The organism is Ruegeria sp. S263, from assembly GCF_056780525.1.
The window spans coordinates 1,058,235-1,083,696 of the sequence record NZ_CM165558.1 but is presented as its reverse complement, the minus strand read 5'-3'; the positions used below and the strand labels follow the sequence as shown (position 1 = coordinate 1,083,696).

Genomic DNA, 25,462 nt, shown 5'->3' with positions numbered 1-25,462 from the left:
AAAACATACAAACAGTTCCAAATGCGAAAATCAGAATGATCCGATCTTTATTGGTACTTTGCGCGACCGTCCTGACCCTTGCGCTTGGCGGCTGCACGACCACGCAACCCAGCGCTGGTCAAGACGACATTGACGCGCTTGCCGCGGCTATCACGGACCTCGACCCGCGTGTCGACCCTGCCGAGGCGCAAAGGGCTGCCCGCATTTCATACACATATTCGCAGCAATTAGCGCGGGACTGGAATGTCACGGACCCGGCGATCATTCACAATGCAAAAGTCATTAACGGGTTTCGGGAACGAGGGTTGTGCAATGACTGGGCCGAAGCCATGTCCACACGCCTGCGGCAGGAAGATTTTCGGACACTGGACGTGCATTGGGCCACGTCACCACCAACATCGTTTCGCATCATCCATCACTCGGCCCTGATCAGCGCTAAAGGTGCCTCGATGTATGACGGTGTCATTCTCGACCCTTGGCGGAACAGTGGGGCGCTTTTCTGGGCCCCTGTGCGCGAAGACACTCGGTATAACTGGCGGCCTCGTAGCGAGGTTCGGGAAGAACTGCTGAACGGCGCGATACCGTATTGATAAGGATACCAGCATGATACGCCTCGTCTTTGCTTTTCCTCTGCTGGCGCTACTGCAATGCGACAAGGACGAAACCGTGGCCGCCTATGGCGCGGCGGATCAGACCTGGGTACTGCAGGAAATCGATGGTGAACGCTTTCCGGCAAGCGCCCTGCTGAGTTTCCCCGAAGAAGGCAAGATCGCAGGCAATGCCCCCTGCAACAGCTACAGCGGTACGCTGAACGCGCCCTACCCTTGGTTCGAAATCGCCGACCTGACGGCCACACGCGCGGCCTGCGCCGGTCTTGAAGCCGAAGGGTTCTACTTTGCGGCGCTACTGGCCATGACCCAGTCCGAAGTATCCGGCGATGTCCTGATCCTGCGCAATGACGACGGGCATGAAATGCTGTTCAAAGCCGCCGAGTGAACTGATCAATGAAACGGGCTCGGGCCTCGGGCAGTGGGTTGTGACCAAGCGATGGGGCCAGATGATGCTCCAGAAAGTAGCCAGTGGTCCGCAGACCCTGCGCGATTTCTGAATCCGGGGCTGTGCCTTCGCCCTTCAGGCAGAGGGGCAAAGGCAACAGCCTGTCCGCCCATTCCCCCGCGCCCTGCTTGCTGACCGCTCGTCCGGTTTTCGGCGAGACAAAAACCAACCCCTCGGTCGCGCCGGTCACAGCACAGGCTGAAAAGTCGAGGCCAAAGCCCAATTCCTCAAGCAACGCCAGTTCCCAACGCAGATAAGCCAGTGGCCAAATCTCATCTTGGCCCAGCAGGTCCATCAACTGTTCGGTTTGCTTGTAAACCCCCGGATGCGGTTCACGCTCGGGCAGGCTGAAGGACAACAAGGCCACCACAGCGTTCAGCCCGGACAGCGCCAACCGACCGGAAAACGCCGCCGCTGCGCGGGACCGCAACGGTTCAACCTGAAACGTGCCAAGATGCTCTTCCAGCCGAGCCCGCCAAAGCACATCCAACTGCGCACCCGGTTGCAGGATCGGAGAAATCTTGCGGCTGGCCCCACCCCGAACAACCCCTGCGTGACGGCCGTGGGCTTCGGTAAAGACCTCGATGATCGCCGAGGTCTCACCATGTCTGCGGGAGGTCAGAAGGATGCCATGATCGCGCCAGTCCAAGTTTTGATCCCGTGACAGATTGTACCGAGCGCAGCAAATCCCAAGCCAGCGCAGTGTGCAAGGGTATCAAATGCGAGGCGCCACAAAGTCTTGGCGTTTTGCGCCATGGTTTGGGCTCAAGTTGTTACGCGCCGAGCCGGACCATCACTCCAGCCCGTCCTCACCCAAAAGGTGCCGCCCTTGCCGGTCTTCAACCTCGATCACCCAAAGATCAGGGTCAAAACTGCGTTGGCGTTGAATGGCTTGGTCCACGTCTGCCTCCGCGCCACCGGACAGCTCCACCCATATACGCTCACCGCTCATCAAGTCAAAGCTGCGTTGGTATGCCACCGCCTGACCATCCAGCGTGTTCATTTTGACCAAGACGGCACCGGCCGTATCGTCGCCATGCGACACGACAAATGCAGGGATATCCTGAAGCCGCAACCGCGCGATATAGGCGTGAACCCAGAAATCTGCGGTCAGACGGGTCATGCGTTTCCGTCTTTGAAATCCAGCCCCATTTCCGAATAGCGCTCGGACTCTTCCAGCCAGTTAGGTCGGACCTTTACCTGCAGGAACAGGTGGATTTTACGGTCCAGAAACTCTTCCAGTTCGGCGCGGGCCGCTTGGCTGACGGCTTTGATTGTTTCGCCGCGCTTGCCCAAAACGATCCCTTTGTGGCCATCGCGCATGACATAGATGACCTGATCTATCTTGGCCGAGCCATCCTTGCGCTCTTCCCAATTCTCGGTCTCGACCGTGAGCTGATAGGGCAATTCCTGATGCAGCCGCAGGGTCAGTTTCTCGCGCGTCATTTCGGCTGCGATCATCCGCAGCGGCAGATCGGCAATTTGGTCTTCGGGATAGAGCCACGGGCCCTCGGGCAATTCAGCCGCCAACCATTTGCGAAGGTCATCGACACCGTGGCCTTTCTCGGCCGAAATCATGAAGGTATCAGCAAATGGATAGCGCGCGTTCAGGTCGCTGGTCAGCGCCAGCAGCTTTTCACTGGGCACCTTGTCGATCTTGTTGATCGCCAATGCGATGGTACGGCCCTGCCCGATCTCTTCCAGCCCTTCCAGGATACGTTCGACCCCTTCGGTGACGCCGCGATGCGCCTCGACCATCAGAACAACGACATCAGCATCCGCCGCCCCGCCCCACGCTGCGGCAACCATCGCGCGATCCAGTCGGCGACGTGGTTTGAACAGGCCGGGTGTGTCCACAAACACAAGCTGCGCATCCCCTTCCATCGCGACGCCACGAATACGGGCGCGCGTAGTCTGAACCTTATGCGTCACGATCGAAACCTTGGCCCCGACCATCCGGTTCAGAAGGGTGGATTTGCCTGCGTTAGGCTCTCCGATCAGAGCGATAAATCCGGCGCGTGTGGTCATGTGTGCTGCGATCCTGTTTGCAAGTGCGCACCCCTATATCAGAAAGAGCCGATGGGCCAGAGGCATTTGTTGCAAGACAGCCATGCGCAACCGCCCCGCGATCCCTTGCGATCTACATTCCCCGAAAAAAGGCCAGCGGCGTGTAAAATTCTCTGCTAGCCTAAAGTTGCATATTACAGGTGGACTACGTGTTTTCAGCTTTCGTCGGCATCAGGCATTGGACGGGCAGCATGTTTGCCGGAATGTTCACTGTTCTGGTTTGCTCAGTATCTACGGCCGTTAGACCAGCACATGCCGAGACCGTGAAGTTTCGCATCGCCGAAACCGTGCAGGTCAAAGGCAAGGACCTTCCTTATACTCTTTTCGTGTCCCTCAAAGACGCTGGCGAAACCCGGTTGGGTATGGACGCGTTTTTGGATCTTCGTTCACTGCAGGACCTCGCGCCGTGGCTGTTTTCAAGCGTTCTGAAGGAAACCTGCCAGCAAAAATTCGCTTTGGCCGTGTCACAAGTGTCAGCCCAGGCAGATGCCTTGGTGGCGGATGGACAGGTTCAGGCCAAATTCTATGCCTGCGACACCGATGATCCCAAAACGCACTACCGAGGTGTTTTGCTGTTCGGGCAGAATGTGGATGTCATGATCAAAGCCTCTGCTGCAGTTGAACGGAACTGTCTTCACTTACGTTTGGAAGATGTGGAACTGGACTTGCAGGGGTTTGTCGGAACTGTCTCTGACATGATCGGGCTGACGGAAAAAGCCCGACTCTTGATCCTTGAAAAAGCCGCGGAAGTATTGGCGGAAAACCCCGTTTGCCCAGAGCTCCCAAGTGAATTGAAAGGGTTGGAGCCGCGCTTTACCTCTGGCGGGATCAGAGAAATCGGCAGCGGAGGCGTGGGTGCCGCGCTTAGCGGTTCGGTTGATACCAGTGCAGGAACGCTGTTGGACCTAATCGCGGCGCTACAGGAAAAGCAAGGGTTCGGGGTGGTGGAATGAAGCGGTACTTTGCCCTTGCCGTTGGCTTCTGCCTGGGCTTCCAGCCAGCGGATGCCCGTGACGTGCAGCTCGAGTTTGAGCGGACCCTGGGATCGGATGGCACTGAAATTCCGTACCAGTTGAACCTGACGTTAAAAGAGGTTTCACCAACCCGTATCTCGGTGGATGCCATTCTGGATTTGCGGGATATCCAAGCCGCGTTGATACAGGGCCTAAGAAACACTGAATTGTCCGACTTGTGTAATGCCGAAGTAACATTGGACAGCCTTGATCTGTCTGCCCTCGGGCGCGATGTGAATGTGGAAGGCCGCGTCAAGATGGAGGCCTTCCGCTGCGATCATCAACTCGGGCGGCCTCCCAAACGGCAGGACAGCATAGCCGCGAATACGATCACATTTACCGGAACCGCGTCTGCTCAGGTGCAAAAGCAGTGCGTGTATTTTGATTTGACCGGTTTGGAATTGACCCTTGAAACCCCAATCCTTGATCCCAACACAAAGCAGGGGTTTTTGAACGATGCCCGCAGCATCATCGAAAAGGCCGCTGACGCCCTGCTAAAGCGCAACCCAATCTGTCCAACGCTTCCGCCAGAACTTTCATCCATTGACCCGCGCTATGACGCCGGTGGCACGGTGGAAATTGGCGACGGGGGGATTGGCGTTGCGCTGGATGGGTCTTTCGATGTCAGCCCAGATACAATCCTGAGCATATTGAAGGTGCTGCAAGAGCAGGGAAAACTGCCGCCCGCACCTTAGCGATCAGGTCAGCCTGTCCAACAGCGCTTTTGCGGCTGCCTGCTCTGCCTGACGCTTTGATCCAGCCGTTGACTGCGCCTCGGTTCCGTCCTGAAGGCGGGCTGCGATGGTGAAAACCGGCGCATGATCCGGGCCGCTGCGCTTGATTTCGACATAGGACGGAGGTTTCTGGCCCCGCGCCTGCGCCCATTCCTGCAAAGAGGTTTTCGCGTCGCGCGCATCCTCTTCGACATTGTGAATCCGGTCACCCCACAGCCTGAGGATAACCTCGGCCGCTGTTTCAAATCCGGCATCGCGGTAGACCGCGGCAATAACCGCTTCCATCGCATCCCCCAGCAGGGCCTGTTTGCGACGACCGCCGGACAGCATCTCGGATCGGCCCAGTTTCAACACCGCCCCCAGATCAATCTGCCGCGCCACGTCCGCACAGGCTTCTTTTCGAACAAGCGCGTTGAACCGCGGGGCAAGCTGCCCTTCGGACGCTTTCTTGTCGCTTTCCAGAAGCGCCGTTGCCATCACCAGACCCAATACCCGGTCGCCCAGAAACTCCAACCGCTGATTATCTGGTCGTGTCGGCGACGAGACTGATCCATGGGTCAGCGCGCGTACCAGAAGTTCGGGGTTCGAGAACTCATACCCCAACCGCTTTTGAAAAGCTTTTATTTCAGCCGATAGCTTCAATTGACCGCCTTGAAGAACCGGTCGCCCCGCCAAGTCCAGAAGAACAGCATAGACCGGCCAGCGGACGAGAACATGATACGGTCGGCCCGACCGATCAGGTCTTCGTAGGGGACATACCCAACTCCCCCGGCCGATACCGGCAGGCGGCTGTCGCTGGAGTTATCACGGTTGTCGCCCATAAAGAAATATTCACCCTCGGGCACGGTATAGATGCCGGTATTGTCCGATCCCTGATTGCCGATATTAAGCACATCGTAAGACACGCCATTGGGCAATGTCTCAATCACTCGGGACTTTTCGCAAAGACCGCCAAAGCCAACCGGACCGTTTTCGCAACGTGGTCTCAATCCCTGCGATCCCTGAGGTTCAGAGATTTCGGTGAATACCCCGTCGGGCTTCTGCGGGACCGGGGTGCCGTTCAGAATGATCTGCCCTTCACGGATCTGAATACGATCGCCCGGCAAACCGATCAGGCGCTTGATATAGTCGCGCCCGTTGACCGGATGGCGGAACACGATCACATCGCCGCGCTCTGGCTCAGTGCCCCAAATACGCGTGTTATCCTCGCCCTGCATCCATCCACAGATTTCTTCGGCGTCGATATTCAGGCCAACGCTGGGAATAATCAGGCTGGGGCAGGACGCATAAGAATACCCATAGGCCATCTTGTTGACGAACAGGAAGTCCCCGATCAACAGGGTCTGTTTCATCGAGCCGGACGGAATCCAGAAGGGCTGAAAGAACAGCGTGCGGAAAACACCTGCGATCAACAGCGCGTAGACGATGGTTTTGATCGTCTCCCACACGGGATTTCCGGTTTTGACGTCCTCGGCCATACTGCTCTCCGGTCCTTGGTTTGTTGGGGTGCTACATGCGTGGCGCGGCAAGGTTAGTCAAGGCTGAGCGCTGCGTTATTGAAGCGGGCGCGCCTCGATCACTACGAAGGCCTGGGCCCAGGGGTGATCATCGGTCAGCGTGACGTGGACGATTGCCTCATGGCCCTCGGGGGTCATCTCACGCAGCCGTTCTGCCGCCCAACCCGTCACATGCATGACCGGTTGACCGGTTTTCAGATTGGTGACTGACATATCCTTCCACGCGATCCCCATACGCAGACCGGTGCCCAGCGCCTTGGAGCACGCTTCTTTCGCTGCCCAGCGTTTGGCATAGGTTCCAGCTGTGTCGGCACGGTTCTCGGCCTTGCGCTGCTCAATCTGAGTGAAGACGCGGTTGCGGAACCGGTCGCCGAACCGGTCAAGCGTGCCCTGGATACGTTCGATATTCGCGAGGTCTGTGCCGATGCCGAGGATCATTGGTTTCTCAATTTAGCAATGGCGACAATCAACGGTAATTTGACTGGCTTGGCAAGCAGATGGTGGGTCAGCGCTATTTTGTGATAAGCATTGACCAAATTGTCCCAGCAGAGGGCTTTGGAGATGTTCAACAGACTATTCTGGGGAATTGTGGCGGCCATCTTACCGTTGGCCAGCATCGCCACGGCGCAAAATCAGGACTGCGGTGAAGAGGATAATCCATGTCAGGTTGGGCAGCTTACCTACAGGGTCGTCTTGCCAGAGGTACCGCAAAATGCCCCAAGCGTAATCTACCTGCACGGATATGCCGCCACCGCCGACTCGGCAGTCAAACGATCCAACCTTACAACCCCCTTTATTGAAAGGGGAATTGCGGTCATCGTTCCAAATGGACAAGCAGATGTCGGAAACCCCAAAGTTCTGGACTGGGGTGTTCACGATGGCCATCGCTGGCCCAGAGATGATTTGAAGGCACTGGAAGACATAAAAGCAGACGCCGTAAATCGTTTTGGCCTGGACGCTAATAGAATTTTACTTGCCGGGTATTCCCGTGGCGGTTCAATGGTCTGGGACAAGGCCTGTTATTCGCACGACTTTGCATCTGCCTACGCATCTGCATCCGGCGCGTTTTGGGAACCGATGTGGCGACGGTGCAGCGGCCCGGTGCACATGCATCACTCACATGGATTTGCGGATCGCACTGTACCGCTGGAAGGCAGGTTCGTGGTTTTCGGCGGGTATGAATTTGAACAAGGAAGTGTTCTCAAGTCTGTCGAACTGCTGACCCGCACCAACGAATGCGGCCAAATGGCAAATGCGGTGGATACAAATTCATCAACTTGGGAAAAAAGATGGACCAAGTGTAAAGGGGGGTCGGTCACGTTGGCGTTAGGGCCACACGGCCATGGTCGACAGGCCGATTGGGCGGACCAAGTGGCGCAATGGTTCATAGAACTTCCCGCCACTCGGTAGAGGCACCGTTTCAGCTTGTGCTCCGCGCCTCATCCATCATTCTGCGCATCTCGGCAATGGCGGGGGTGAGGCCGCGAAAGATGGCTTCGCCGATCAGGAAATGACCGATGTTCAGCTCGCGCACCTCGGGGAAGGCGGCAATAGGTTGAACTGTGTCATAGGTCAGGCCGTGGCCTGCGTGGACCTCAAGGCCCAGCGAATGGGCGAAAGCCGACATCTCGCGCAGGCTTTCCAGTTCACGATTGGCCTCGTCCATGTGGCCCTCGGCAAAGGCGTCGCAATATGCACCGGTGTGCAGTTCGATCACTTCGGCACCGATGCGATGGGCGGCCTCGATCTGGCGTTGGTCGGCGGCGATGAAGATGGACACGCGGCAGCCGACGTCCCGTAGCGGAGCGATGAAATGCGCCAGCTTGTTTTCCTCGCGCGCAACCTCAAGCCCGCCCTCGGTGGTGCGTTCCTCGCGCTTTTCGGGGACGATACAGACCGCGTGCGGCTTATGGCGCAGGGCGATCTTCTGCATCTCGGGCGTGGCGGCCATCTCAAAATTCAGCGGAACGGTCAGCGCATCCATCAACGCTTCAATATCGGCATCAACGATGTGCCGGCGATCCTCGCGCAGATGAGCAGTGATACCGTCTGCGCCAGCCTCCTCTGCCAGTTTTGCGGCGCGCATTGGATCGGGGTAGGCCCCGCCCCGCGCATTTCTAATGGTCGCCACGTGGTCGATGTTCACGCCCAGACGCAAATGATTGTCAGACATCGCCTGATTCCTTTTCCGAACTTTTGGCCGAGCCTAGTGCGTTTGAAACTGGAACGGCAGTCTTGGTTTCGGCCAGCCGTTTGATTTCATCAAACTTTGCCTTGATCTTGTCGCGGCGGCGCTGCTGATAGGTGCGGATCAAAGGCAGGCTGAGGTAGTAACAAATCGCAGCGGCCAAAAGACCCGGAAGAATTCCGCCAATCAGATAGGGGTAGAACACCTCACGATAGAAGATGCCAAGCCCGTGCCAATCCGCGACCCGGTCGGTGAACATGGCGATCAGGTTGTCTTTCAGATCGCGCAGGGCATTAGCGAATTTTCCCATCAGCCCCTGCGTGTCGCCTTCCTGAAACTCGGTCCCGAGCAGGAAATGGCCCGTCTGCAGGCAAACCACTCCGATAGGTACATAAGTCAACGGGTTGCCAAAGAATGTCCCGCTGAGCGCAGCCAGAATGTTGCCGTTGATCAAACGCGCGCACACCGCGGCCACGACAAAGTGCAGTCCATAAAAAGGGGTGAACGCTGCAAAGACCCCTGCCCCAATCCCGCGCGCAATACGTTCAGGCGAATCCGGTAGGCGGCGGACCCGATGTTTGACGTAGTGAAAAGCGCGCGTCCATCCGCCTCGGGGATAGACGAATTCGGATGCGATCTGGACAGGCGAGCGTCGATCTCGGCGCTTGAAAACCACTCCTGATCACCCCTTCCTAGCCAGCCGCCACGGCGGTTTTGGTCCTGTCCCGGTAGCGTTCGACCGCGGCAACGTCGCTTTCGGCCTCCAGCATCAGCATCAGCGAATGCAATTGCTCCAGATCCCGAAGTTCGACATTGATCAACAAACGGTAAAAATCCGGTTTGCGGTCGACAAATTCCAAGTTTGAAATATTGGCCTTTTTCTCGCCGATCAATGTGCAAATACGCCCCAGCACCCCGGCGTCATTGCCAATGGTCAGGTCCAGGGTTGCACCATAAACAGCCGGGTGCGTTCCGGTATGCCAGTGCAGATCGACCCAACGGTCGGGCTCGCCCTCAAACTCGGTCAGGCGATCGCAATCAATGGCGTGGACCACAACGCCTTTCCCGCGATAGGTAATCCCCACGATCCGCTCACCCGGCAAAGGCTGACAGCAAGGCGCGCGGTCGAATTTCTGCCCCGGCTCCAGACCGATCACAGCACGGCGCAACGGGATCGCGTCGCCGTCATCCTGTGTCAGTTCCGGATAGACCGCACTGACCACATCATGGGCGGTCAGTTCCGCGCTGCCAAGCCGCGCCAGCAATTCGTGGCGGTCTTTCAAACGAAGATGCTTGGCGGCCGTATCCAAGGCTTTGTCGGTCGCTTTGCGTCCGACGTGATCAAAGCCGGACCGCGCCAACTCTTTGCCCAGCTTGATGAACCGTTCACGGTCCACTTCGCGCAAGGCACGGCGAATGGCGGTTCGGGCCTTCCCGGTCACTGCGATCTCAAGCCAAGTCACCTGCGGAGTTTGCCCGTCGGCGGTGATAATATCCACCGATTGCCCATTCTTGATCCGTGTCCACAACGGAACCCTGATGCCGTCCACTTTGGCGCCAACACAGGCGGACCCGATCCGGGTGTGGATTGCATACGCAAAGTCAATCGGCGTTGCCCCGCGCGGCAGCTTGACCACGTCGCCCTTGGGCGTGAAGCAGAACACCTGGTCGGAATACATCTCCAACTTGACCGCCTCGAGGAAATCTTCGTGATCCTCTTCGCTGTCAAACTGTTCGGTCAGGTTGGCGATCCATTTCGCCGGATCGACCGCAAACGGGTTTTCCGAGCGGACACCATCGCGATAAGACCAATGCGCAGCCACACCTGTTTCGGCAACGTCATGCATCTGACGGGTACGAATCTGAACCTCGACCCGTTTACCGTCGCGTCCCGACACGGTTGTATGGATCGAGCGGTACCCGTTCGATTTCGGCTGGCTGATGTAATCCTTGAAGCGCCCCGGCACCGCACGCCACCGCTGGTGAATTGCGCCCAGCGTCCGGTAGCAATCTTCCTCAGTCTGCGTGATGATGCGGAACCCATAGATATCAGACAGGCGCGAAAAGCCCTGATCCTTTTCCTGCATCTTGCGCCAAATCGAATAAGGTTTCTTAGCGCGGCCAAACACCTCAGCTTCGATCCCAGCCTTTTCCAGCTCGCGCCGCATGTCGCCCGTGATGCGATGAATCACGTCACCGGTTTCACGCTGCAATGTGATGAAACGGCGAATGATCGACTGGCGGCCTTCGGGGTTCAGAACGCGAAAGGCGAGGTCTTCCAGCTCCTCGCGCATCCATTGCATCCCCATGCGGCCTGCAAGCGGCGCGTAGATATCCATCGTCTCGCGCGCCTTTTGCACCTGCTTTTCGGGGCGCATCGCCTTGATCGTGCGCATGTTGTGCAGGCGGTCGGCCAGCTTGACCAGAATAACCCGCAAGTCCTTGGACATCGCCATGAACAGTTTGCGAAAGTTCTCGGCCTGTTTGGTTTCACGACTGGAAAGCTGCAGGTTCGTCAGCTTGGTGACACCGTCCACCAGCTTGGCGACCTCATCCCCGAACAGATCAGACACCTTGCCGTAATTGGCCTTGGTGTCCTCGATTGTGTCATGCAAAAGGGCCGTGATGATCGTTGCATCATCCAGACGCTGTTCGGTCAGGATGGCGGCAACGGCAACGGGGTGGGTAAAATAAGGCTCTCCCGAGTGGCGGAACTGGCCTTCATGCATCTGCTTTCCGAACTCATAAGCCCGGGCGATGCGGTCTGCATTTGTCTTAGGGTTGTAGTTGCGGACCAGCGCAATCAGATCGTCTGCAGAAATCATCCGGTCCGCACCTTCGTTCGAGGGGATTACCCCTGGCCTTGAGCCTCCATCAGAGCGCGCAGAAGCTTTTCTTCGGACATATCGTCGTCCGCAGGCTTATCGGTTTCCGCACCCATCAGCAGAGCCATCTGGTCTTCTTCCGGCTCATCAACCTCGATCTGGGTCTGGTTGGCTTCGATCAAGCGCTCGCGCAGCTCATCCGCGCTTTGGGTTTCGTCCGCGATCTCGCGCAGCGAAACGACGGGGTTTTTGTCGTTGTCGCGGTCCACGGTGATCGGGCCACCAGCGGAAATCTCGCGCGCACGATGGGCGGCAAGCATCACAAGCTCGAACCGGTTTGGCACTTTGTCTACGCAGTCTTCAACCGTCACGCGGGCCATAGGGCGCTCTCCGTTACTGAATCCATGTCAGGAAGAGGTTTATCTAAGCGCGAATCCCCGCCTTGACAAGCAGGAAATGCTGCAAATGCACCGTTCACATTGGGGTGACTGCCGCGACATCGTCCGCAGGAAGGTCTGCCAGCATTTCCTGCACGGTTCCGCCCAGCACCGGATGACGCCAATCCGGGGCGACATCTGCCATGGGCACCAATACAAAAGGCCGATCCTGAAGACGGGGATGCGGCAGGATCAACTGATCCGGCGCCTGTTGTTTTTGGTCTTCCGCAGACAAGGTTCTCCACCGCTCATACCCATCGCGATCGGGCAGCACCTGATCGTCATAGCAAACCAGATCCAAATCCAGTGTGCGCATTCCCCAGCGCTGAACCCGTTGGCGGCCGTGGTCATGCTCGACCTCATGCAGCAGGTGCAAAAGCTCTGCCGGGGTCTTGTCAGTCTCGATCAGCGCGGCCGCGTTGACATAATCCGGCCCCGCTCCGGCTGGGAAACACGGCGTCTCGAAAAACCGGCTGACCGCGCGAATCAGCACCCCCTGACGCGGTATCGCGTCAAGCGCCTTTTCCAGTGTCACCTTGGGTCCTTGATCCCTCAAATTGAGATTTGCACCTAGTGCGATCACCACTTTTGACGAAAATTTGCGCATTCTACTCCCTATATTCGGTGAATTGCATACTTGCGATACACATTAAATGCCCTAATTATAGGCGTATCAGCGCGCCGCCTATTTCCTAGACTCACTCACGTAACACCCGGCGTTCTGGTTTGTACCGGAAGGAACTATTTATGTTTTATAAAGACGAACGGCTAGCGCTGTTCATCGACGGCTCGAATCTTTATGCGGCCGCCAAAGCGCTTGGGTTTGATATCGACTACAAGCTGCTGCGTCAGGAATTCATGCGTCGCGGTAAGATGCTCAGAGCTTTCTACTACACAGCGCTCTTGGAAAACGACGAGTATTCGCCGATCCGTCCTTTGGTTGACTGGCTGCATTACAACGGCTTCACCATGGTGACAAAACCGGCAAAGGAATACACCGACAGCATGGGGCGTCGGAAAGTCAAAGGAAACATGGACATTGAACTGACCGTCGATGCCATGGAACTGGCACCACGCGTGGATCATATCGTGCTGTTTTCGGGCGATGGGGATTTCCGCCCGCTGATTGCCAGCCTGCAACGTCAGGGCGTGCGTGTATCGGTCGTCTCGACCATTCGCAGCCAGCCGCCGATGATCTCGGACGAACTGCGCCGCCAGGCGGACAACTTCATCGAGTTGGAGGACCTGCGCGACGTGATCGGCCGCCCTCCGCGTGAGATGCCCATGGAACCGCGCAGCGTTGCGGCCGGTGGGCAGTAACACCCGGTCACTCACAACCGAGTTGAAAACGGCGCGGTCAGGTTTATCACCTGACCGCGCTTCTTTAACTAAAGACAGGTGCTAAAACACCTCTTGGCTAGCACTGATTCATGTCAGATCAATGACGCAGTCCTGTCTGGACCAAGGCCGGGAAAAGACTTACCTGTGGCCTTAAGGAGACCGTGACATGAACAAGCCCCCGCTGACTTTGTACATTGCCGCGCCGCGCGGGTTCTGCGCCGGTGTCGACCGGGCCATCAAGATCGTTGAAATGGCACTGCAAAAATGGGGTGCGCCGGTCTATGTGCGCCACGAGATCGTGCATAACAAATTTGTCGTCGACGGGCTGCGCGACAAAGGAGCGGTGTTTGTCGAGGAACTGGACGAATGCCCTGATGACCGGCCAGTGATCTTTTCCGCCCATGGCGTGCCGAAATCGGTCCCGGAAACGGCGACACGGCGCGAAATGATCTATGTGGACGCGACCTGTCCTTTGGTCTCCAAGGTCCATGTCGAAGCCCAGCGCCACTCGGACGCGGGTCTTCAGATGATCATGATCGGGCACAAGGGGCACCCGGAAACGGTTGGGACCATGGGCCAGCTGCCAGCGGGCGAAGTGCTGTTGGTCGAAACGGTCGAAGATGTTGCTACGGTTCAGGTTCGCAACCCCGAAAAGCTGGCCTTTGTGACCCAGACCACCCTGTCTGTCGACGACACAAAAGACATTATCGCGGCGCTTCAGGCCCGGTTCCCGGCGATTGTCGGACCGCATAAGGAAGACATCTGCTATGCGACGACCAACCGACAGGAAGCGGTCAAGGCCGTTGCGCCAAAATCCGACGCCCTGTTGGTGGTGGGGGCACCCAATTCGTCCAATTCACGGCGTCTGGTCGAAGTTGCCTCGCGCGCTGGGTGTGACTATGCCCAGCTCGTGCAGCGCGCGACCGATATCGACTGGCGTGCGCTGGAAGGGATCTCCAGCATTGCAATCACGGCGGGTGCATCGGCCCCCGAAGTGTTGGTGAACGAGGTGATAGATGCCTTCCGCGATCACTATGACGTGACGGTCGAGATGGTGGAAACGGCCGTCGAAAACGTTGAATTCAAAGTCCCGCGCGTGCTGCGGGAACCCGCATGAGCGGAATACCAAAAGCCCCCCTGCTCCTTGGACTAGCCGGTCTCATCCCGTTCATCTGGGGTGCTCTGACCTACCTGAACGGTGATCTGAACGACTGGGGGAAACAGGCGCTGGGGCCTCGGTTTGTTGGGCCGTATATCCAGCTATTCTACGGTTCGGTCATCCTGAGCTTCATGTCAGGCGTTTTGTGGGGCTTCGCGACCAAAACGTCGGCCAGCAAAGCAGCAACCTGCTACACGCTCTCGGTCCTGCCTGCGCTATGGGCGTTCTTCAAGACAGGCGGCGGCCCAGTCAGTGCCGGAACAAACCTGATGTACGGATTTGCCGGGTTGCTTTTATTGGACGCCATGTTTTCATACTGGCGACTGACCCCGGTCTGGTGGATGCGGTTGCGCATGTTGCTGACGGCCGTTGTCTTGGCCTGCCTTGCCGTCGGAGTATACCTGTGACCGATAAAAGAACGATCGATGCTTACACAACCCGCGTTGCAGAATACCTGAGTATCCCCCTGCCCCCCGAACAGATCGAAGCGCGCATGGCCTTTGCCGAAGCCGTCGTGAATGGTGGCTATGTTCTGGACCTCGGCTCTGGTCCCGGTTCAGACAGTGCGTTCTTGCAGCGCGAAGGCTTGCGGGTTCGCGCGCTGGACGCAACACAGGCCTTTGTCGATCACGCCTTGGAAAATGGCATAGATGCACATCTCGGCACGTTCGATGACGTGACCGAGGTTTCTAAGTATGATGGCATCTATGCCAGCTTTTCACTTTTGCACGCCCCGCGCGAAGATTTCCCACGTCATTTGACGGCGATCCACCGCGCTTTGAAACCTCAGGGCGTTTTCTTCCTTGGCCTGAAACTCGGCACGGGGGAACATCGCGACGACCTGGATCGGTTCTATACCTATTTCTCGCAGACCGAGATCGAAGAGGCCCTTGCAACCACCGGATTTACCATCGACCAGATCACCACTGGCGTCGGAGCGGGGCTGGCCGGGTCATACGACGGCTTCATTCTGGTGCTCGCCCATGCCTGAACTGTTCGCCTATACAGACGGGGCCTGTTCCGGCAATCCCGGCCCCGGCGGATGGGGTGTGTTGCTGCGCGCGATGGATGGCGACACCGTTCTGAAAGAACGCGAGCTGAACGGCGGAGAGGCCGAAACTACCAATAACCGCATGGAATTGCTGGCCGCGATCAGCGCGTTGGAAACACTGGAGCGGGCCTCGAAGATCACGGTCGTTACAGACAGCGCCTATGTAAAGAACGGAGTGACCGGCTGGATTTTCGGCTGGAAACGCAATGGCTGGAAGACCTCGAACAAAAAGCCCGTCAAGAATGTCGATCTGTGGCAACGACTGGACGAAGCGCAGACCCGCCACGACGTGACGTGGGAGTGGGTCAAAGGACATGCCGGACACCCCGAGAACGAAAAGGCCGACGAACTGGCCCGTGCGGGCATGGCTCCGTTCAAGCCAAAAAAGGAAAAGGCGTGAGCGGTCTGGCACTGCTGGACTATGCCTCGGTCTTTGTGTTCGCGTTGACGGGCGCCTTGGTTGCAAGCCGGGCGCAGTTGGATTTGGTGGGCTTTGCGTTCATTGCCTGCCTGACTGCGGTTGGCGGCGGAACAGTGCGTGATCTCCTGCTGGACCGGCACCCGGTTTTCTGGGTTGGCCAGCCAAATTACATCCTGATCGCAACGGGTGCTGCAGCGCTGGTGTTTTTCACCGCACACCTGATGGAAAGCCGGTATAATTGGCTGGTTTGGCTGGACAGTTTTGCCCTGTCCATCGCCGTTGCCGCAGGAACGGCGGCTGCGTTGTCACTGGGTCATTCCGGCGTCATCGTTGTTCTGATGGGGATCATTACAGGTTGCCTCGGCGGATTGATGCGCGACGTGGTCTGCAATGAGGTCCCGCTGGTTCTGAAACAGGGCGAGCTTTATGTGTCTTGCGCCTTTGCTGGTGCTCTGACGGCCGTATTAGCAACCCGTTTAGGGCTGGACACCTTTGCCGCTCTTTCCGCCTGTGCCCTTGTCTGCTGGGCCCTCAGGGCTGGATCGCTGCTGTTTGGCTGGCGATTGCCAGTCTACAAAAGCAGACCACCGCGTCGTTAGCAACGAGGCTTGGGTCACGTATTGTAGGTTAAGCGAACAGAGGACACGCAGATCAGCGGCGCTGATATTTTTGCCAGATCCAGATCACCAGTAATGCGCCCAAAACAGCTCCGACAAAACCGGACAGCCACCCTGCAACCGTTATCAATGTGCGCAGCAGAAACCCTCCGACCAGCGCGCCGACTATGCCAATGAGCATCGTTGTCGGAATGTCAGCCTCGATCCGCATCAGACGCGTGGCCAGAAACCCTGCGGCTGCGCCAATCACGATCAGAGCGATTACGGGCATGTCATTTCCTCCAATGCGTCGGCACGATGATCAGCGCGCCAATGGATGAGATCACGGCATTCAGACCGGGCGCGCCAAAGCTGATGCCGAACATGATACGGACAAAATAAAACAGAAACGCTCCACCAATGCATATGATGATCGAAGGCACATATCCGTTATGCGTGAAACCGGTCTTTTCGGACAGGTATCCAACGATCCCGGCGATCACAATTGTGCCCATCAGGATCATGAACATGCGGTGTTACTCCGATTGAAACAGCGTACCGGCCGGGATTGGCCAACCGCGCAGGAACGTTTCTGTATCCTGCGCGCCTTTGCCCGCCCTTTGCAAGCGCAGGAGCTTCACGGCCCCCTCTCCGCAAGCGACACACAACGCGTCGTCCAGAACCTGACCGGGGGTGCCCTGTCCCACAGTCAGACAGCAGGCCAGAAGTTTGATCCGCTCGCCTGCGGCCATGGTCCACGCGCCGGGAAAGGGTGATAACCCGCGTATCTGGCGATCAACCTCAACCGCCGGGCGTGTCCAGTCGATGCGCGCTTCGGATTTGTCGATCTTGGCGGCGTAGGTCACACCGTCGTTGGGCTGGTTCACCGGCGTCAGGTCAGGCAAGGTGGCCAACGCCTGAACGATCAGACCCGCGCCCATCTCAGAAAGCCGATCATGTAGTTGGTCGGTCGTTTCCTGATCTCGAATATCGGTGGCCTGCCGCAGCAGGACAGGGCCGGTGTCCAGCCCTGCCTCCATCTGCATGATGCAGATACCGGTCTGTGCATCACCCGCCATGATTGCACGGTGAATCGGCGCGGCCCCTCGCCAGCGGGGCAATAGGCTGGCATGGATGTTCAGGCAGCCAAGGTGCGGCGCATCCAGAATAGGCTGAGGCAACAGCAAGCCATATGCCACAACGACGGCGACGTCAGCTTGCAGCGCAGCGAAAGCGGATTGTTCTTCTTCGGACTTCAAAGAAACCGGATGGCGTACAGCCAGGCCCAACGCCTCGGCTCGCGCATGCACCGGGGTCGGGCGGTTTTTCTTACCTCGCCCCGCCGGGCGCGGTGGCTGGCAATACACGGCGGCAATCTCATGCCCGTCCTCAACCAGCGCATCCAGCACCGGCACCGAGAATTCGGGCGTTCCCATGAAGATGATGCGCATGACAGGGCTCCGAGGCTTGGGCGGTGCCGGGCTGAAGCCCGGCCTACGCGAGTTTCTTGGCTTTGCGCAGCAGCATGTCGCGTTTGACCTTGCTGAGCCGGTCGAAATACATGCGGCCGTTCAGATGGTCGATCTGGTGCTGCACACTTGTCGCCTCGATCCCGACAAAATCACGGCGGTCGATCATGCCTTGTTCATTCAGAAACTTGACGGTCACCGCACGAGGTCGTTTCACTTTGGCCGACACGCCGGGCAGGTTTGGGCTGGCCTCATCATGTTCACGCATCTCGATCGAGCTGTGCAGAATCTCGGGATTCGCCAGTCGCACGGCCCGGCCCCGCTCGGTCGAACCATCCACGACCGCCAACCGCAGCATCACACCGATCTGAGGCGCAGCAAGGCCCACGCCGGGCATCGCCTCCATCGTGTCGACCATGTCATCCCAGATCGCGCGGATATCGTCGGTGATTTCGCTCACAACCTCTGCCTTGGTACGCAGGCGCTTGTCGGGCCATGGCAGACAGGTACGAACGGTCATGCGCGCGCCTTTTCACGTTTCAGCTTTTGCATCTTGCGCGTGATCATCTGGCGTTTCAGCGGTTTTAGATAGTCGATGAACAGCTTGCCGTTCAGATGGTCAATCTCGTGCTGCACGCAGGTCGCCCAGAGGTCATCGAATGTTTCCTGCTGCGCATTGCCGTCGCGGTCAATCCACGCCACCTCGACGACTTTGGGTCGGGTCACTTCTGCAAATTGCTCGGGGATCGACAGGCAACCTTCTTCATAGACGTTGGTTTCGTCCGACGATGCGATGATCTCGGGGTTGAACATGATCAGCGGGCGCGGTTCCTCGCCCTCTTCCTTGACGCAGTCCATCACGATCAGCCGATCCAGCACGCCAATCTGCGGCGCGGCCAGCCCAATACCGGGGGCGTCATACATGGTTTCCAGCATGTCATCGGCCAGTTGACGCAGCTCGTCCGACAGGTCGGTCACCGGGGCGCAGACCTTTTTCAGTCGGGGGTCGGGATGAATAAGAATTGAGCGTTTCATGGGGTTGATTTAGGCCATCACACGCCCCGCCGCAACGCCCCCCTTGCACCTGCCAAAATTGTAGCTAGCTTTCCAGCCGACAGATGGAGAAGACATGACGTTCAACGACCTGATCGACCGCCGGGGCACTTATAGCTCAAAATGGGACAAGCTAGAGAAACTCTACGGTATTTCACCGCAGGACGGGCTGGCGATGTGGACGGCAGATTCCGATTATCCCAGCGCACCCTGCGTTATCGAAGCCGTTCGAAAGGCCGCGGATCACGGTGTTTTCGGGTATTCGTGGGCGCACCCTGACTATCTGACTTCGGTCCAATGGTGGATGAAAAACCGTCATGCATGGGACATTGACACAGATTGGGTCCTGACCTCGCAAGGGCTGGGCAATGCGATCGCGCTGTGTCTGGATGTGTGGACCGAGCCCGGGGACGGCGTGGTCATATTCACGCCCGTCTATCATGAGTTCGCCCACAAGGTGAACAAATCCGGCCGCCGCGTGGTGGAATGCCCGCTGGCACGACAGGGCGACAGTTACACGATTGATCTGGACGACGCGCAGTCGCGCTTGGACGGGACAGAAAAGATGCTTCTGTGGTGTTCACCCCAGAACCCCTCCGGTCGGGTTTGGACTGCGGATGAGTTGCGCGCTGTGGCAGCCTTTGCTGAACGCAATGGCCTTGTGTTGGTCTCTGATGAGATTCACCATGACCTGGTCTACCCCGGCAGCACCTTTGTCCCCATGGACGTGGCCGCGCCCGCTGCACGACCGTGGACGGTGACCCTGACGGCGGCCTCCAAGACGTTCAACATTGCGGGTCAACGCACCGGCAACATGATCATTCCCGACCCAAAACTGCGCGCGGCGATGGTCCATCGCCTCGGCACCCTTGACTATGCGCCCAGCGCTTTGGGCGTGGCGATGATCATGGCGGCCTATTCGCCCGAAGGCGCCGCATGGGTCGACGAACAGGTTGCGCATCTTGACGGTAACCGAAAGCTTTTTGACGCAGCCATCGCAGATATCCCCGGCCTGTGGTCCATGCCACTTCAGGCGACTTTTCTGGCTTGGGTCGATTTTTCAGGAACCGGAATGGATCACCCTGAATTTATCCGCCGCCTGCGTGAGGACGCCAAGATCGCGACCTCGCCCGGCCCCGGATTTGGTCCGGGCGGCGAGACGTTCGAGCGGTTCAATCTGGCAACCCAGCGCAGCCGCGTGGAAGAAGCTTGCAACAGGCTGAAACAGGCCTTTTCTGACTTGCAGTGAATCCAAGCCCAACGATTGATCCTTTGGGCTAAGGCTTAGTCCTTATGCCCCAGCAAGGCTATCGGAGCATCGGGATCGCGGTAGAAATCCAGCGGAGCCTTGTCCGAGGCAGCAGTGCTGCGCTTGAATTCATACCGCATTTCACCGGCTTCGTCCTGATCCGCGATGATCAGGCACTGGTAGAGGTGATTTGCGCCATCATAAATATCGACCAGACCACGAAGCTGAGGTGTCGTTTCAGCTTCGACGGTAAAGCCATCCTTCCACAATCGCAGGACTTTGAACGTATTGTCGCCAAATTGAACACGAAGTCGGCTTGTCTTTTTCAATCCTGCGATTCGTGCCGCATCCAATTCGGCACTCATTTCCTTTGAAACATAGGTCGTCATTGCAAATTTCCCCCGCAGCAGAGTCCTATTGTGAGGGTCAGAATGTAAAAATCCAGTAAAGCTGGTCACCAAGAGCGTTTGGATTTCAACCTGTTGCACGGAAATCCCAACCGGACTTGTGCGCAGGCGCAGGCAATATGCGCGTCGCCTCGCATAGGAACCTTTAAGGCGACCGCCTATGTTCTTTGACATCTCAATTCGGAGGATCAGAGCATGGGCCTGTTGGTCGACGGCAAGTGGCACGACACATGGTATGACACCAAGTCCACAGGCGGGGCGTTCAAACGCAGTGCAGCGCAGTTTCGCAATTGGATAACGGCAGACGGCAGCGCAGGTCCGTCCGGCAAGGGGGGCTTCAAGGCCGAACCGAATCGCTATCACCTCTATGTCAGCCTCGCCTGCCCGTGGGCACACCGCACGTTGATCTTTCGCGAATTGAAGGGGTTGACTGACCTTATCTCGGTTTCAGTGGTACATCCTGACATGATGGACAAAGGCTGGACGTTTGAAACAGACGACCATGGCGCCACAGGGGACGGGCTCTTTGGGTTGGAGTTCGCCCATCAAGTCTATACCAAGGCCGATCCCGCCTATTCGGGCCGCGTTACGGTGCCAATTCTATGGGACAATACCCAGGAAACCATTGTTTCGAATGAAAGTTCCGAGATCATCCGCATGTTCAACTCGGCCTTCGACGGGATCACAGGAAACACCGACGATTACTGGCCCGAGGCTATGCGTGACGATATCGAAGAGGTCAACGCGCGTATCTATTCTGACGTCAACAACGGCGTGTACAAGTCAGGGTTCGCAACCAGTCAGCAAGCGTATGACGCGGCTGTTGGGCCGCTATTTGAAACACTGGGCTGGCTGGAAAACCGCCTGAGCACCCATCGGTATCTTATGGGAGATCGCGTTACAGAAGCTGATTGGAGGCTGTTCACAACCTTGATCAGGTTCGACCCCGTCTATCACCTGCATTTCAAGTGCAACCGAAACCGTCTGGTCGATTACCCGAACCTGTGGGCCTATACCCGCGAGCTTTATCAATGGCCCGGTGTCGCTCAGACCGTGAACATGAACCATATTGTGCGGCACTACCACTATAGTCACGACAGTATAAATCCGCATCGGATTATCCCGGTGAACCCCATGCTGGACTACATGGAACCACACGGTCGCGGTCAGCGACCCGCCGCGTAATGTTCAACCATCGCCGCCAGATCCTCTGGCGGCGTTTCACTTTGGACATAGGCGCAGGCATTTGGGCTATGCGCGAAAATCGACCCATCCGAGAAAAACGTGGTGTTGGTGACAAATATCACCCGCGCTTCGGGGCGGCGATAGCTGGCGAAGTCGGCAACAGCCAGAGCGCTGCCGGTTTCCAGCACAAGGTCCAACACAATGATGTCAAACTCTGCGCCATAAAGCGCAAGGATCGCGGCCTCTTGCCCGGCCACAAGCGTGACCTCAGCGCCCTGACGCTCCAGATGCCTTTTCCAGACCCGACCAAGATCGGGGTTACTCTCTACAATCAAAACATTCATCAGCGACAACCTCGGGGCTAGGTAGAACAAACAGTGCTGGCCCCTGTAATTTGTGATCACGCGATTTCCTTAACAAACTGTTAACGGTATCTGCAGGGCTTCCGGATCGCGTGGATTTGCTTGTGCCGACGGCGAAAATCCGCTTGAAACGGACCGAAATCAAGGATTCCAACGAGCTTCACGATGGCAACCCATAACGATATCTTGAACCCCCGATCCAAACGGGATCATGGCGGCGGGCTAGACGGGGCAATCGAATCCTATGGTGGGGCACGCGGCGATTGGATGGATCTTTCGACCGGGATCAATCCGCATCCCTATGATGTCACGGGTTTGACGCCCTCGGATTGGAGCGCGCTTCCCGATCACGGCGCGTTTGAACGCCTGACCAGTGCCGCGCGGCGTTTTTGGTCCGTTCCTGACGAGGCTGATATTTTACCCGCACCTGGCGCTTCCGCCCTGATTGCACGCATACCCGATCTTGCACCGCGCGGGCGGGTTCACATCACGCCGCCCACCTACAATGAACACGCAGCCGCTTTTTCAACGCATGGATGGTCAGTTCAGTCCGACGGTCCGACCGAAGCCCGCGTTATCGTGCATCCTAACAACCCTGATGGGCGGATATGGACCGAAGCCGACGCAAATGCCCCGCTAACCGTGATTGACGAAAGCTTTTGCGATGTCAGCCCCGAAGCGTCCCTGATCCATTTGGGGACCAAACCGGGTGTGATCGTACTGAAAAGCTTTGGCAAGTTCTGGGGGTTGGCGGGATTACGCCTTGGCTTCGCAATCGGCGACCCGAACCTGATTGCCCGCCTGAACGACCTGACCGGACCTTGGGCCGTTTCCGGTCCCGCCCTGCAGATCGGAGAACGAGCCCTGAGCGATACAGCTTGGGCCGACGCCACACGCCAACGCCTGACCGAGGAAACAATCAGGCTGGATACCCTTCTGACGCGGAAGGGTGCGAGGCTTGTGGGGGGAACCACGCTGTTCCGTCTTTATGCGGTCGACAAGGCCGCCGATTGGCAAGACCGTCTGGCCCATGCGCATATCTGGAGCCGCATCTTCCCCTATTCGCAAACCTACCTGCGGCTGGGGCTTCCACCTGCAAATGGCTGGGCACGGCTGGAGGCCGCGCTGTGAGCACCGCTTTTCTGCTGGTCTGCGCCATGTGCCTGGACGCGGCACTGGGGGAGCCAGATTGGGTGTGGTCTCGGGTAAGGCACCCCGCGGTGATGATCGGTAACCTTATCGGCCTGCTGGACAAACGATTGAATAGTGGCGGGCACCGGCGCCTGAAAGGGGTCGCCGTGGTCGTCCTACTGGTCATCGGCGCAATGATACTCGGAGGCGCACTGGCCATGCTTGGCCCCCTGGTTGAGCTTGTGATCTGCGCCATTCTCTTGGCGCAGAAATCCCTTGTGACGCATGTGCGAGATGTGGCCGAGGGGCTGAACGCCTCGCTTGACCAAGGGCGCGCGAAAGTGGCCATGATTGTCTCACGGGACACACGCGACATGACCGAGGCACAGGTCGCGCGGTCAGCGATCGAAAGTGCCGCCGAAAACCTGAGCGACGGTGTCATTGCGCCCGCCTTCTGGTTTCTGGTTGCCGGGCTGCCGGGTCTGCTGATCTACAAGGCGGTCAACACGGCCGACAGCATGATCGGCTACCGCTCAGAAAAATATCTTGAGTTTGGTTGGGCCGCCGCCCGTCTGGATGATGTTCTGAACCTGATCCCTGCCCGCCTGACCAGCGTCATGATCGTCGTGCAATCTGGTCAATGGGCGCAGTGGCAAGGAATCACCTCAGACGCGCGGCGCCATATCTCGCCAAACGCAGGCTGGCCCGAGGCCGCCATGGCCCGTGCCCTGAACGTCGCACTTGCCGGGCCGCGCAGCTATGATGGAAGGCTTCGGGATTTGGCATGGGTCAACGGTGACGCCCCGCGTGAGATCGGTGCACCGGAGGTTTTCCGCGCATGTAACATGCTGTGGACCGTTTGGGGGCTTGCGCTGGGCCTCGTGTCGGTGTGGGCTGGGCTTAGTTTTATTCTCTGACGGTGCCACCCATGCGTTTTCTTTCTGGTCTTGTTGCAACCACCCTATTCATCACACCCGCCTTTGCCCAATGTGGTGGCGGGTTCAATTCCTTTGTGAATGGGCTAAAGACCGAGGCGGTGGACAACGGGTTTGATAAATCTACTATCGACGCTTTCTTTCAAGGTGTTCAGCAGGATGGCGCCGTTCTCAGAGCTGACCGCGCGCAAGGCGTCTTTCAGAAACCATTCATTGATTTCTCTCGCCGCCTGATCTCGCAAAACCGTATAGATCGCGGGCAGGCCATGTCACACAAATACGACGCTGTTTTTGACCGGATTGAGCGGGAATATGGGGTATCACGCGGCGTGTTGCTGGCATTCTGGGCGTTTGAAACCGACTACGGAGCGGTTCAGGGGGATTTCAACACCCGCAACGCACTGGTGACATTGGCCCATGATTGCCGCCGGCCCGAACTGTTCCGCCCTCAGATATTTGCGGCGCTGGAATTGTACAGTCAGGGCAATTTCGACCCCGCCCGAACGACCGGCGCGTGGGCGGGTGAGATCGGCATGGTTCAAATGCTACCGCAGGATATTCTGGACAATGGCGTGGACGGCGACGGAGACGGGACGGTTTCGCTGAAAACCTCGGCCCCGGATGCGCTAATGTCCGGCGCAAAAATGCTGTCGCATCTTGGGTGGCAACCAGGTCAGCCGTGGCTGCAGGAGGTCGCGGTTCCGGACCAAATGGATTGGTCCCTGTCCGGCCCGAGCAAGCCGCGCCCGGTCTCGGACTGGCAGGCGATGGGAGTACAGGCCCGAAACGGTTCGCTGGCCAATCTGCCTGCGTCACTGATCCTGCCGCAGGGACACAAGGGACCGGCGTTTCTGGCCTATCCCAATTTGGACGTCTATTTCGAATGGAACCAGAGCTTTGTCTACGTCCTGACCGCCGCCTATTTCGGCACCCGTCTGGAAGGTGCCCAAATCTATGACGCCGGGAATCCAACACAGGGTTTGACAGGCGCACAGATGAAGCAGCTACAAACCAAACTTCAGGCACGCGGCCATGATGTAGGCAAGATCGACGGCATTCTGGGGGCCGGGACACGGGCGGCCGTTCAGGCCGAGCAACAACGGCTGGGTCTGCCTGCGGATGCGTGGCCGACGGCAGAGTTGTTGGGGCGGTTGTGACGCGGTGTCTGGCTTGTGCCCTGATAAGACAAGGTCGTTACAAAATGATATGGTCCTAGAAGCTGAGGCGCTCGTGCATGCAGGAACCAAACTTTTCGGAGGATGGAAG

34 protein-coding genes are annotated in these 25,462 nt (G+C 57.9%); 16 read left to right on the top strand and 18 right to left on the bottom strand.

The genetic code is table 11. The features are described from left to right. The first annotated feature begins 35 nt into the window (after positions 1 to 35). Entirely contained in the window at positions 36 to 590 is a 555-nt protein-coding gene (locus ACT2B1_RS05415) for a hypothetical protein (protein ID WP_171125254.1), read from the top strand. Positions 591 to 603: 13 nt separating this feature from the next. Beyond that, the gene (locus ACT2B1_RS05410; protein ID WP_171125255.1) at positions 604 to 996 is read left to right on the top strand and encodes an META domain-containing protein; all 393 of its coding nucleotides are present in this window, start codon (positions 604 to 606) and stop codon (positions 994 to 996) included. Here ACT2B1_RS05410 and recO read toward each other — a convergent pair. From recO to era, 3 genes are all read right to left on the bottom strand, one after another. Next, on the bottom strand, positions 980 to 1,705 hold the full coding sequence (gene recO / locus ACT2B1_RS05405; protein ID WP_171125257.1) for a DNA repair protein RecO: 726 nt from the start codon (positions 1,703 to 1,705) through the stop codon (positions 980 to 982). The two genes, ACT2B1_RS05410 and recO, sit on opposite strands and share 17 nt — an antisense overlap. Positions 1,706 to 1,849: 144 nt before the next feature. Further along, the gene (locus tag ACT2B1_RS05400; RefSeq protein WP_481668715.1) at positions 1,850 to 2,179 is read right to left on the bottom strand and encodes a DUF1491 family protein; all 330 of its coding nucleotides are present in this window, start codon (positions 2,177 to 2,179) and stop codon (positions 1,850 to 1,852) included. After that, complete coding sequence (era, locus tag ACT2B1_RS05395) at positions 2,176 to 3,084, bottom strand: GTPase Era (protein WP_481668714.1); 909 nt, start codon at positions 3,082 to 3,084, stop codon at positions 2,176 to 2,178. Before era ends, ACT2B1_RS05400 begins: the two co-directional genes overlap by 4 nt. 188 nt (positions 3,085 to 3,272) lie before the next feature. Between era and ACT2B1_RS05390 the strand changes: the two genes are divergently transcribed. Further along, positions 3,273 to 4,076 carry a hypothetical protein gene (locus ACT2B1_RS05390; RefSeq protein ID WP_481668713.1) on the top strand — a complete coding sequence of 268 codons (804 nt, stop codon included), beginning with the start codon at positions 3,273 to 3,275 and terminating at the stop codon, positions 4,074 to 4,076. Next, positions 4,073 to 4,831 (top strand): hypothetical protein, encoded by a 759-nt coding sequence (locus tag ACT2B1_RS05385; RefSeq protein WP_481668712.1) that lies wholly within the window; start codon positions 4,073 to 4,075, stop codon positions 4,829 to 4,831. Before ACT2B1_RS05390 ends, ACT2B1_RS05385 begins: the two co-directional genes overlap by 4 nt. A gap of 3 nt (positions 4,832 to 4,834) precedes the next feature. Here the strand turns inward: ACT2B1_RS05385 and rnc are convergent, their stop codons facing one another. The 3 genes from rnc to acpS all read right to left on the bottom strand — a co-directional run bounded on the left by rnc (position 4,835) and on the right by acpS (position 6,825). Continuing rightward, the gene (gene rnc / locus ACT2B1_RS05380; RefSeq protein WP_171125267.1) at positions 4,835 to 5,512 is read right to left on the bottom strand and encodes a ribonuclease III; all 678 of its coding nucleotides are present in this window, start codon (positions 5,510 to 5,512) and stop codon (positions 4,835 to 4,837) included. Then, positions 5,509 to 6,348: a signal peptidase I gene (gene lepB, locus ACT2B1_RS05375; protein ID WP_171125269.1), complete on the bottom strand. Its 840-nt coding sequence runs from the start codon at positions 6,346 to 6,348 to the stop codon at positions 5,509 to 5,511. Before lepB ends, rnc begins: the two co-directional genes overlap by 4 nt. A gap of 75 nt (positions 6,349 to 6,423) precedes the next feature. After that, entirely contained in the window at positions 6,424 to 6,825 is a 402-nt protein-coding gene (acpS, locus tag ACT2B1_RS05370) for a holo-ACP synthase (RefSeq protein ID WP_171212612.1), read from the bottom strand. Between the two features lie 123 nt (positions 6,826 to 6,948). Here acpS and ACT2B1_RS05365 point away from each other — a divergent pair, with 123 nt between their 5' ends. Then, a complete protein-coding gene (locus ACT2B1_RS05365; RefSeq protein ID WP_171212613.1) occupies positions 6,949 to 7,797 on the top strand; it encodes an alpha/beta hydrolase family protein in 849 nt (282 codons plus the stop codon). Positions 7,798 to 7,807: 10 nt separating this feature from the next. Here the strand turns inward: ACT2B1_RS05365 and ACT2B1_RS05360 are convergent, their stop codons facing one another. The 5 genes from ACT2B1_RS05360 to folK form a co-directional block, all read right to left on the bottom strand. Then, a complete protein-coding gene (locus ACT2B1_RS05360) occupies positions 7,808 to 8,560 on the bottom strand; it encodes a pyridoxine 5'-phosphate synthase (RefSeq protein WP_171241361.1) in 753 nt (250 codons plus the stop codon). Further along, positions 8,553 to 9,251, bottom strand: coding sequence for a DUF2062 domain-containing protein (locus ACT2B1_RS05355; RefSeq protein ID WP_171125277.1), 699 nt, complete (start codon positions 9,249 to 9,251; stop codon positions 8,553 to 8,555). Before ACT2B1_RS05355 ends, ACT2B1_RS05360 begins: the two co-directional genes overlap by 8 nt. 16 nt (positions 9,252 to 9,267) lie before the next feature. Beyond that, a complete protein-coding gene (locus ACT2B1_RS05350) occupies positions 9,268 to 11,400 on the bottom strand; it encodes a RelA/SpoT family protein (protein ID WP_171125279.1) in 2,133 nt (710 codons plus the stop codon). Positions 11,401 to 11,426: 26 nt separating this feature from the next. Beyond that, positions 11,427 to 11,780 carry a DNA-directed RNA polymerase subunit omega gene (gene rpoZ, locus ACT2B1_RS05345; RefSeq protein ID WP_142639234.1) on the bottom strand — a complete coding sequence of 118 codons (354 nt, stop codon included), beginning with the start codon at positions 11,778 to 11,780 and terminating at the stop codon, positions 11,427 to 11,429. A gap of 94 nt (positions 11,781 to 11,874) precedes the next feature. Further along, positions 11,875 to 12,444, bottom strand: coding sequence for a 2-amino-4-hydroxy-6-hydroxymethyldihydropteridine diphosphokinase (folK, locus tag ACT2B1_RS05340; RefSeq protein ID WP_171212616.1), 570 nt, complete (start codon positions 12,442 to 12,444; stop codon positions 11,875 to 11,877). Positions 12,445 to 12,584: 140 nt separating this feature from the next. Here folK and ACT2B1_RS05335 point away from each other — a divergent pair, with 140 nt between their 5' ends. The 6 genes from ACT2B1_RS05335 (at position 12,585) to ACT2B1_RS05310 (ending at position 16,408) form a co-directional block, all read left to right on the top strand. Beyond that, positions 12,585 to 13,157, top strand: coding sequence for a LabA-like NYN domain-containing protein (locus ACT2B1_RS05335; RefSeq protein ID WP_058278950.1), 573 nt, complete (start codon positions 12,585 to 12,587; stop codon positions 13,155 to 13,157). 187 nt (positions 13,158 to 13,344) lie between these two features. Continuing rightward, positions 13,345 to 14,295, top strand: a complete 951-nt coding sequence (gene ispH, locus ACT2B1_RS05330; protein ID WP_481668711.1) for a 4-hydroxy-3-methylbut-2-enyl diphosphate reductase — start codon at positions 13,345 to 13,347, stop codon at positions 14,293 to 14,295. Beyond that, the gene (locus tag ACT2B1_RS05325) at positions 14,292 to 14,744 is read left to right on the top strand and encodes a DUF3429 domain-containing protein (protein ID WP_171212618.1); all 453 of its coding nucleotides are present in this window, start codon (positions 14,292 to 14,294) and stop codon (positions 14,742 to 14,744) included. The genes ispH and ACT2B1_RS05325 overlap by 4 nt, the downstream gene beginning before the upstream one ends. Further along, a complete protein-coding gene (locus ACT2B1_RS05320; protein WP_371808138.1) occupies positions 14,741 to 15,328 on the top strand; it encodes a class I SAM-dependent methyltransferase in 588 nt (195 codons plus the stop codon). Before ACT2B1_RS05325 ends, ACT2B1_RS05320 begins: the two co-directional genes overlap by 4 nt. Then, the gene (gene rnhA / locus ACT2B1_RS05315; protein ID WP_171125287.1) at positions 15,321 to 15,788 is read left to right on the top strand and encodes a ribonuclease HI; all 468 of its coding nucleotides are present in this window, start codon (positions 15,321 to 15,323) and stop codon (positions 15,786 to 15,788) included. The genes ACT2B1_RS05320 and rnhA overlap by 8 nt, the downstream gene beginning before the upstream one ends. Next, positions 15,785 to 16,408 carry a trimeric intracellular cation channel family protein gene (locus ACT2B1_RS05310; RefSeq protein WP_171241363.1) on the top strand — a complete coding sequence of 208 codons (624 nt, stop codon included), beginning with the start codon at positions 15,785 to 15,787 and terminating at the stop codon, positions 16,406 to 16,408. Before rnhA ends, ACT2B1_RS05310 begins: the two co-directional genes overlap by 4 nt. Positions 16,409 to 16,460: 52 nt before the next feature. On the opposite strand, the gene ACT2B1_RS05305 is transcribed toward ACT2B1_RS05310, so the two are convergent. From ACT2B1_RS05305 to def (ACT2B1_RS05285), 5 genes are read right to left on the bottom strand one after another with little or no spacing between them, the layout of a single operon-like run. Further along, positions 16,461 to 16,697 (bottom strand): GlsB/YeaQ/YmgE family stress response membrane protein, encoded by a 237-nt coding sequence (locus ACT2B1_RS05305; protein ID WP_171212620.1) that lies wholly within the window; start codon positions 16,695 to 16,697, stop codon positions 16,461 to 16,463. Between the two features lies 1 nt (position 16,698). Then, positions 16,699 to 16,935 carry a hypothetical protein gene (locus ACT2B1_RS05300; protein WP_171125291.1) on the bottom strand — a complete coding sequence of 79 codons (237 nt, stop codon included), beginning with the start codon at positions 16,933 to 16,935 and terminating at the stop codon, positions 16,699 to 16,701. A gap of 6 nt (positions 16,936 to 16,941) precedes the next feature. Beyond that, complete coding sequence (gene fmt, locus ACT2B1_RS05295) at positions 16,942 to 17,856, bottom strand: methionyl-tRNA formyltransferase (protein ID WP_481668710.1); 915 nt, start codon at positions 17,854 to 17,856, stop codon at positions 16,942 to 16,944. 43 nt (positions 17,857 to 17,899) lie between these two features. Then, the gene (def, locus tag ACT2B1_RS05290) at positions 17,900 to 18,394 is read right to left on the bottom strand and encodes a peptide deformylase (protein WP_171241365.1); all 495 of its coding nucleotides are present in this window, start codon (positions 18,392 to 18,394) and stop codon (positions 17,900 to 17,902) included. Beyond that, a complete protein-coding gene (gene def / locus ACT2B1_RS05285) occupies positions 18,391 to 18,909 on the bottom strand; it encodes a peptide deformylase (RefSeq protein ID WP_171125297.1) in 519 nt (172 codons plus the stop codon). The genes def (ACT2B1_RS05290) and def (ACT2B1_RS05285) overlap by 4 nt, the downstream gene beginning before the upstream one ends. A 94-nt stretch (positions 18,910 to 19,003) precedes the next feature. Between def (ACT2B1_RS05285) and ACT2B1_RS05280 the strand changes: the two genes are divergently transcribed. Next, complete coding sequence (locus ACT2B1_RS05280) at positions 19,004 to 20,176, top strand: MalY/PatB family protein (RefSeq protein WP_171241366.1); 1,173 nt, start codon at positions 19,004 to 19,006, stop codon at positions 20,174 to 20,176. 35 nt (positions 20,177 to 20,211) lie between these two features. Here ACT2B1_RS05280 and ACT2B1_RS05275 read toward each other — a convergent pair whose 3' ends face one another. Next, entirely contained in the window at positions 20,212 to 20,565 is a 354-nt protein-coding gene (locus tag ACT2B1_RS05275; protein ID WP_171241367.1) for a hypothetical protein, read from the bottom strand. A 213-nt stretch (positions 20,566 to 20,778) separates the two neighbouring features. Here ACT2B1_RS05275 and ACT2B1_RS05270 point away from each other — a divergent pair, with 213 nt between their 5' ends. After that, positions 20,779 to 21,768 carry a glutathione S-transferase family protein gene (locus tag ACT2B1_RS05270; RefSeq protein ID WP_171241368.1) on the top strand — a complete coding sequence of 330 codons (990 nt, stop codon included), beginning with the start codon at positions 20,779 to 20,781 and terminating at the stop codon, positions 21,766 to 21,768. On the opposite strand, the gene ACT2B1_RS05265 is transcribed toward ACT2B1_RS05270, so the two are convergent. After that, positions 21,750 to 22,112: a response regulator transcription factor gene (locus tag ACT2B1_RS05265; protein WP_171126866.1), complete on the bottom strand. Its 363-nt coding sequence runs from the start codon at positions 22,110 to 22,112 to the stop codon at positions 21,750 to 21,752. The two genes, ACT2B1_RS05270 and ACT2B1_RS05265, sit on opposite strands and share 19 nt — an antisense overlap. Positions 22,113 to 22,295: 183 nt before the next feature. Here ACT2B1_RS05265 and ACT2B1_RS05260 point away from each other — a divergent pair, with 183 nt between their 5' ends. Genes ACT2B1_RS05260 through ACT2B1_RS05250 form a run of 3 tightly spaced genes read left to right on the top strand, consistent with a single transcriptional unit; the run spans position 22,296 to position 25,353 of the window. Further along, a complete protein-coding gene (locus tag ACT2B1_RS05260) occupies positions 22,296 to 23,261 on the top strand; it encodes a threonine-phosphate decarboxylase (protein WP_481668709.1) in 966 nt (321 codons plus the stop codon). Continuing rightward, positions 23,258 to 24,178, top strand: a complete 921-nt coding sequence (gene cbiB, locus ACT2B1_RS05255) for an adenosylcobinamide-phosphate synthase CbiB (RefSeq protein ID WP_481668708.1) — start codon at positions 23,258 to 23,260, stop codon at positions 24,176 to 24,178. Before ACT2B1_RS05260 ends, cbiB begins: the two co-directional genes overlap by 4 nt. A gap of 11 nt (positions 24,179 to 24,189) precedes the next feature. Then, positions 24,190 to 25,353 carry a lytic murein transglycosylase gene (locus ACT2B1_RS05250; protein ID WP_481668707.1) on the top strand — a complete coding sequence of 388 codons (1,164 nt, stop codon included), beginning with the start codon at positions 24,190 to 24,192 and terminating at the stop codon, positions 25,351 to 25,353. The last annotated feature ends 109 nt before the right edge of the window (positions 25,354 to 25,462 follow it).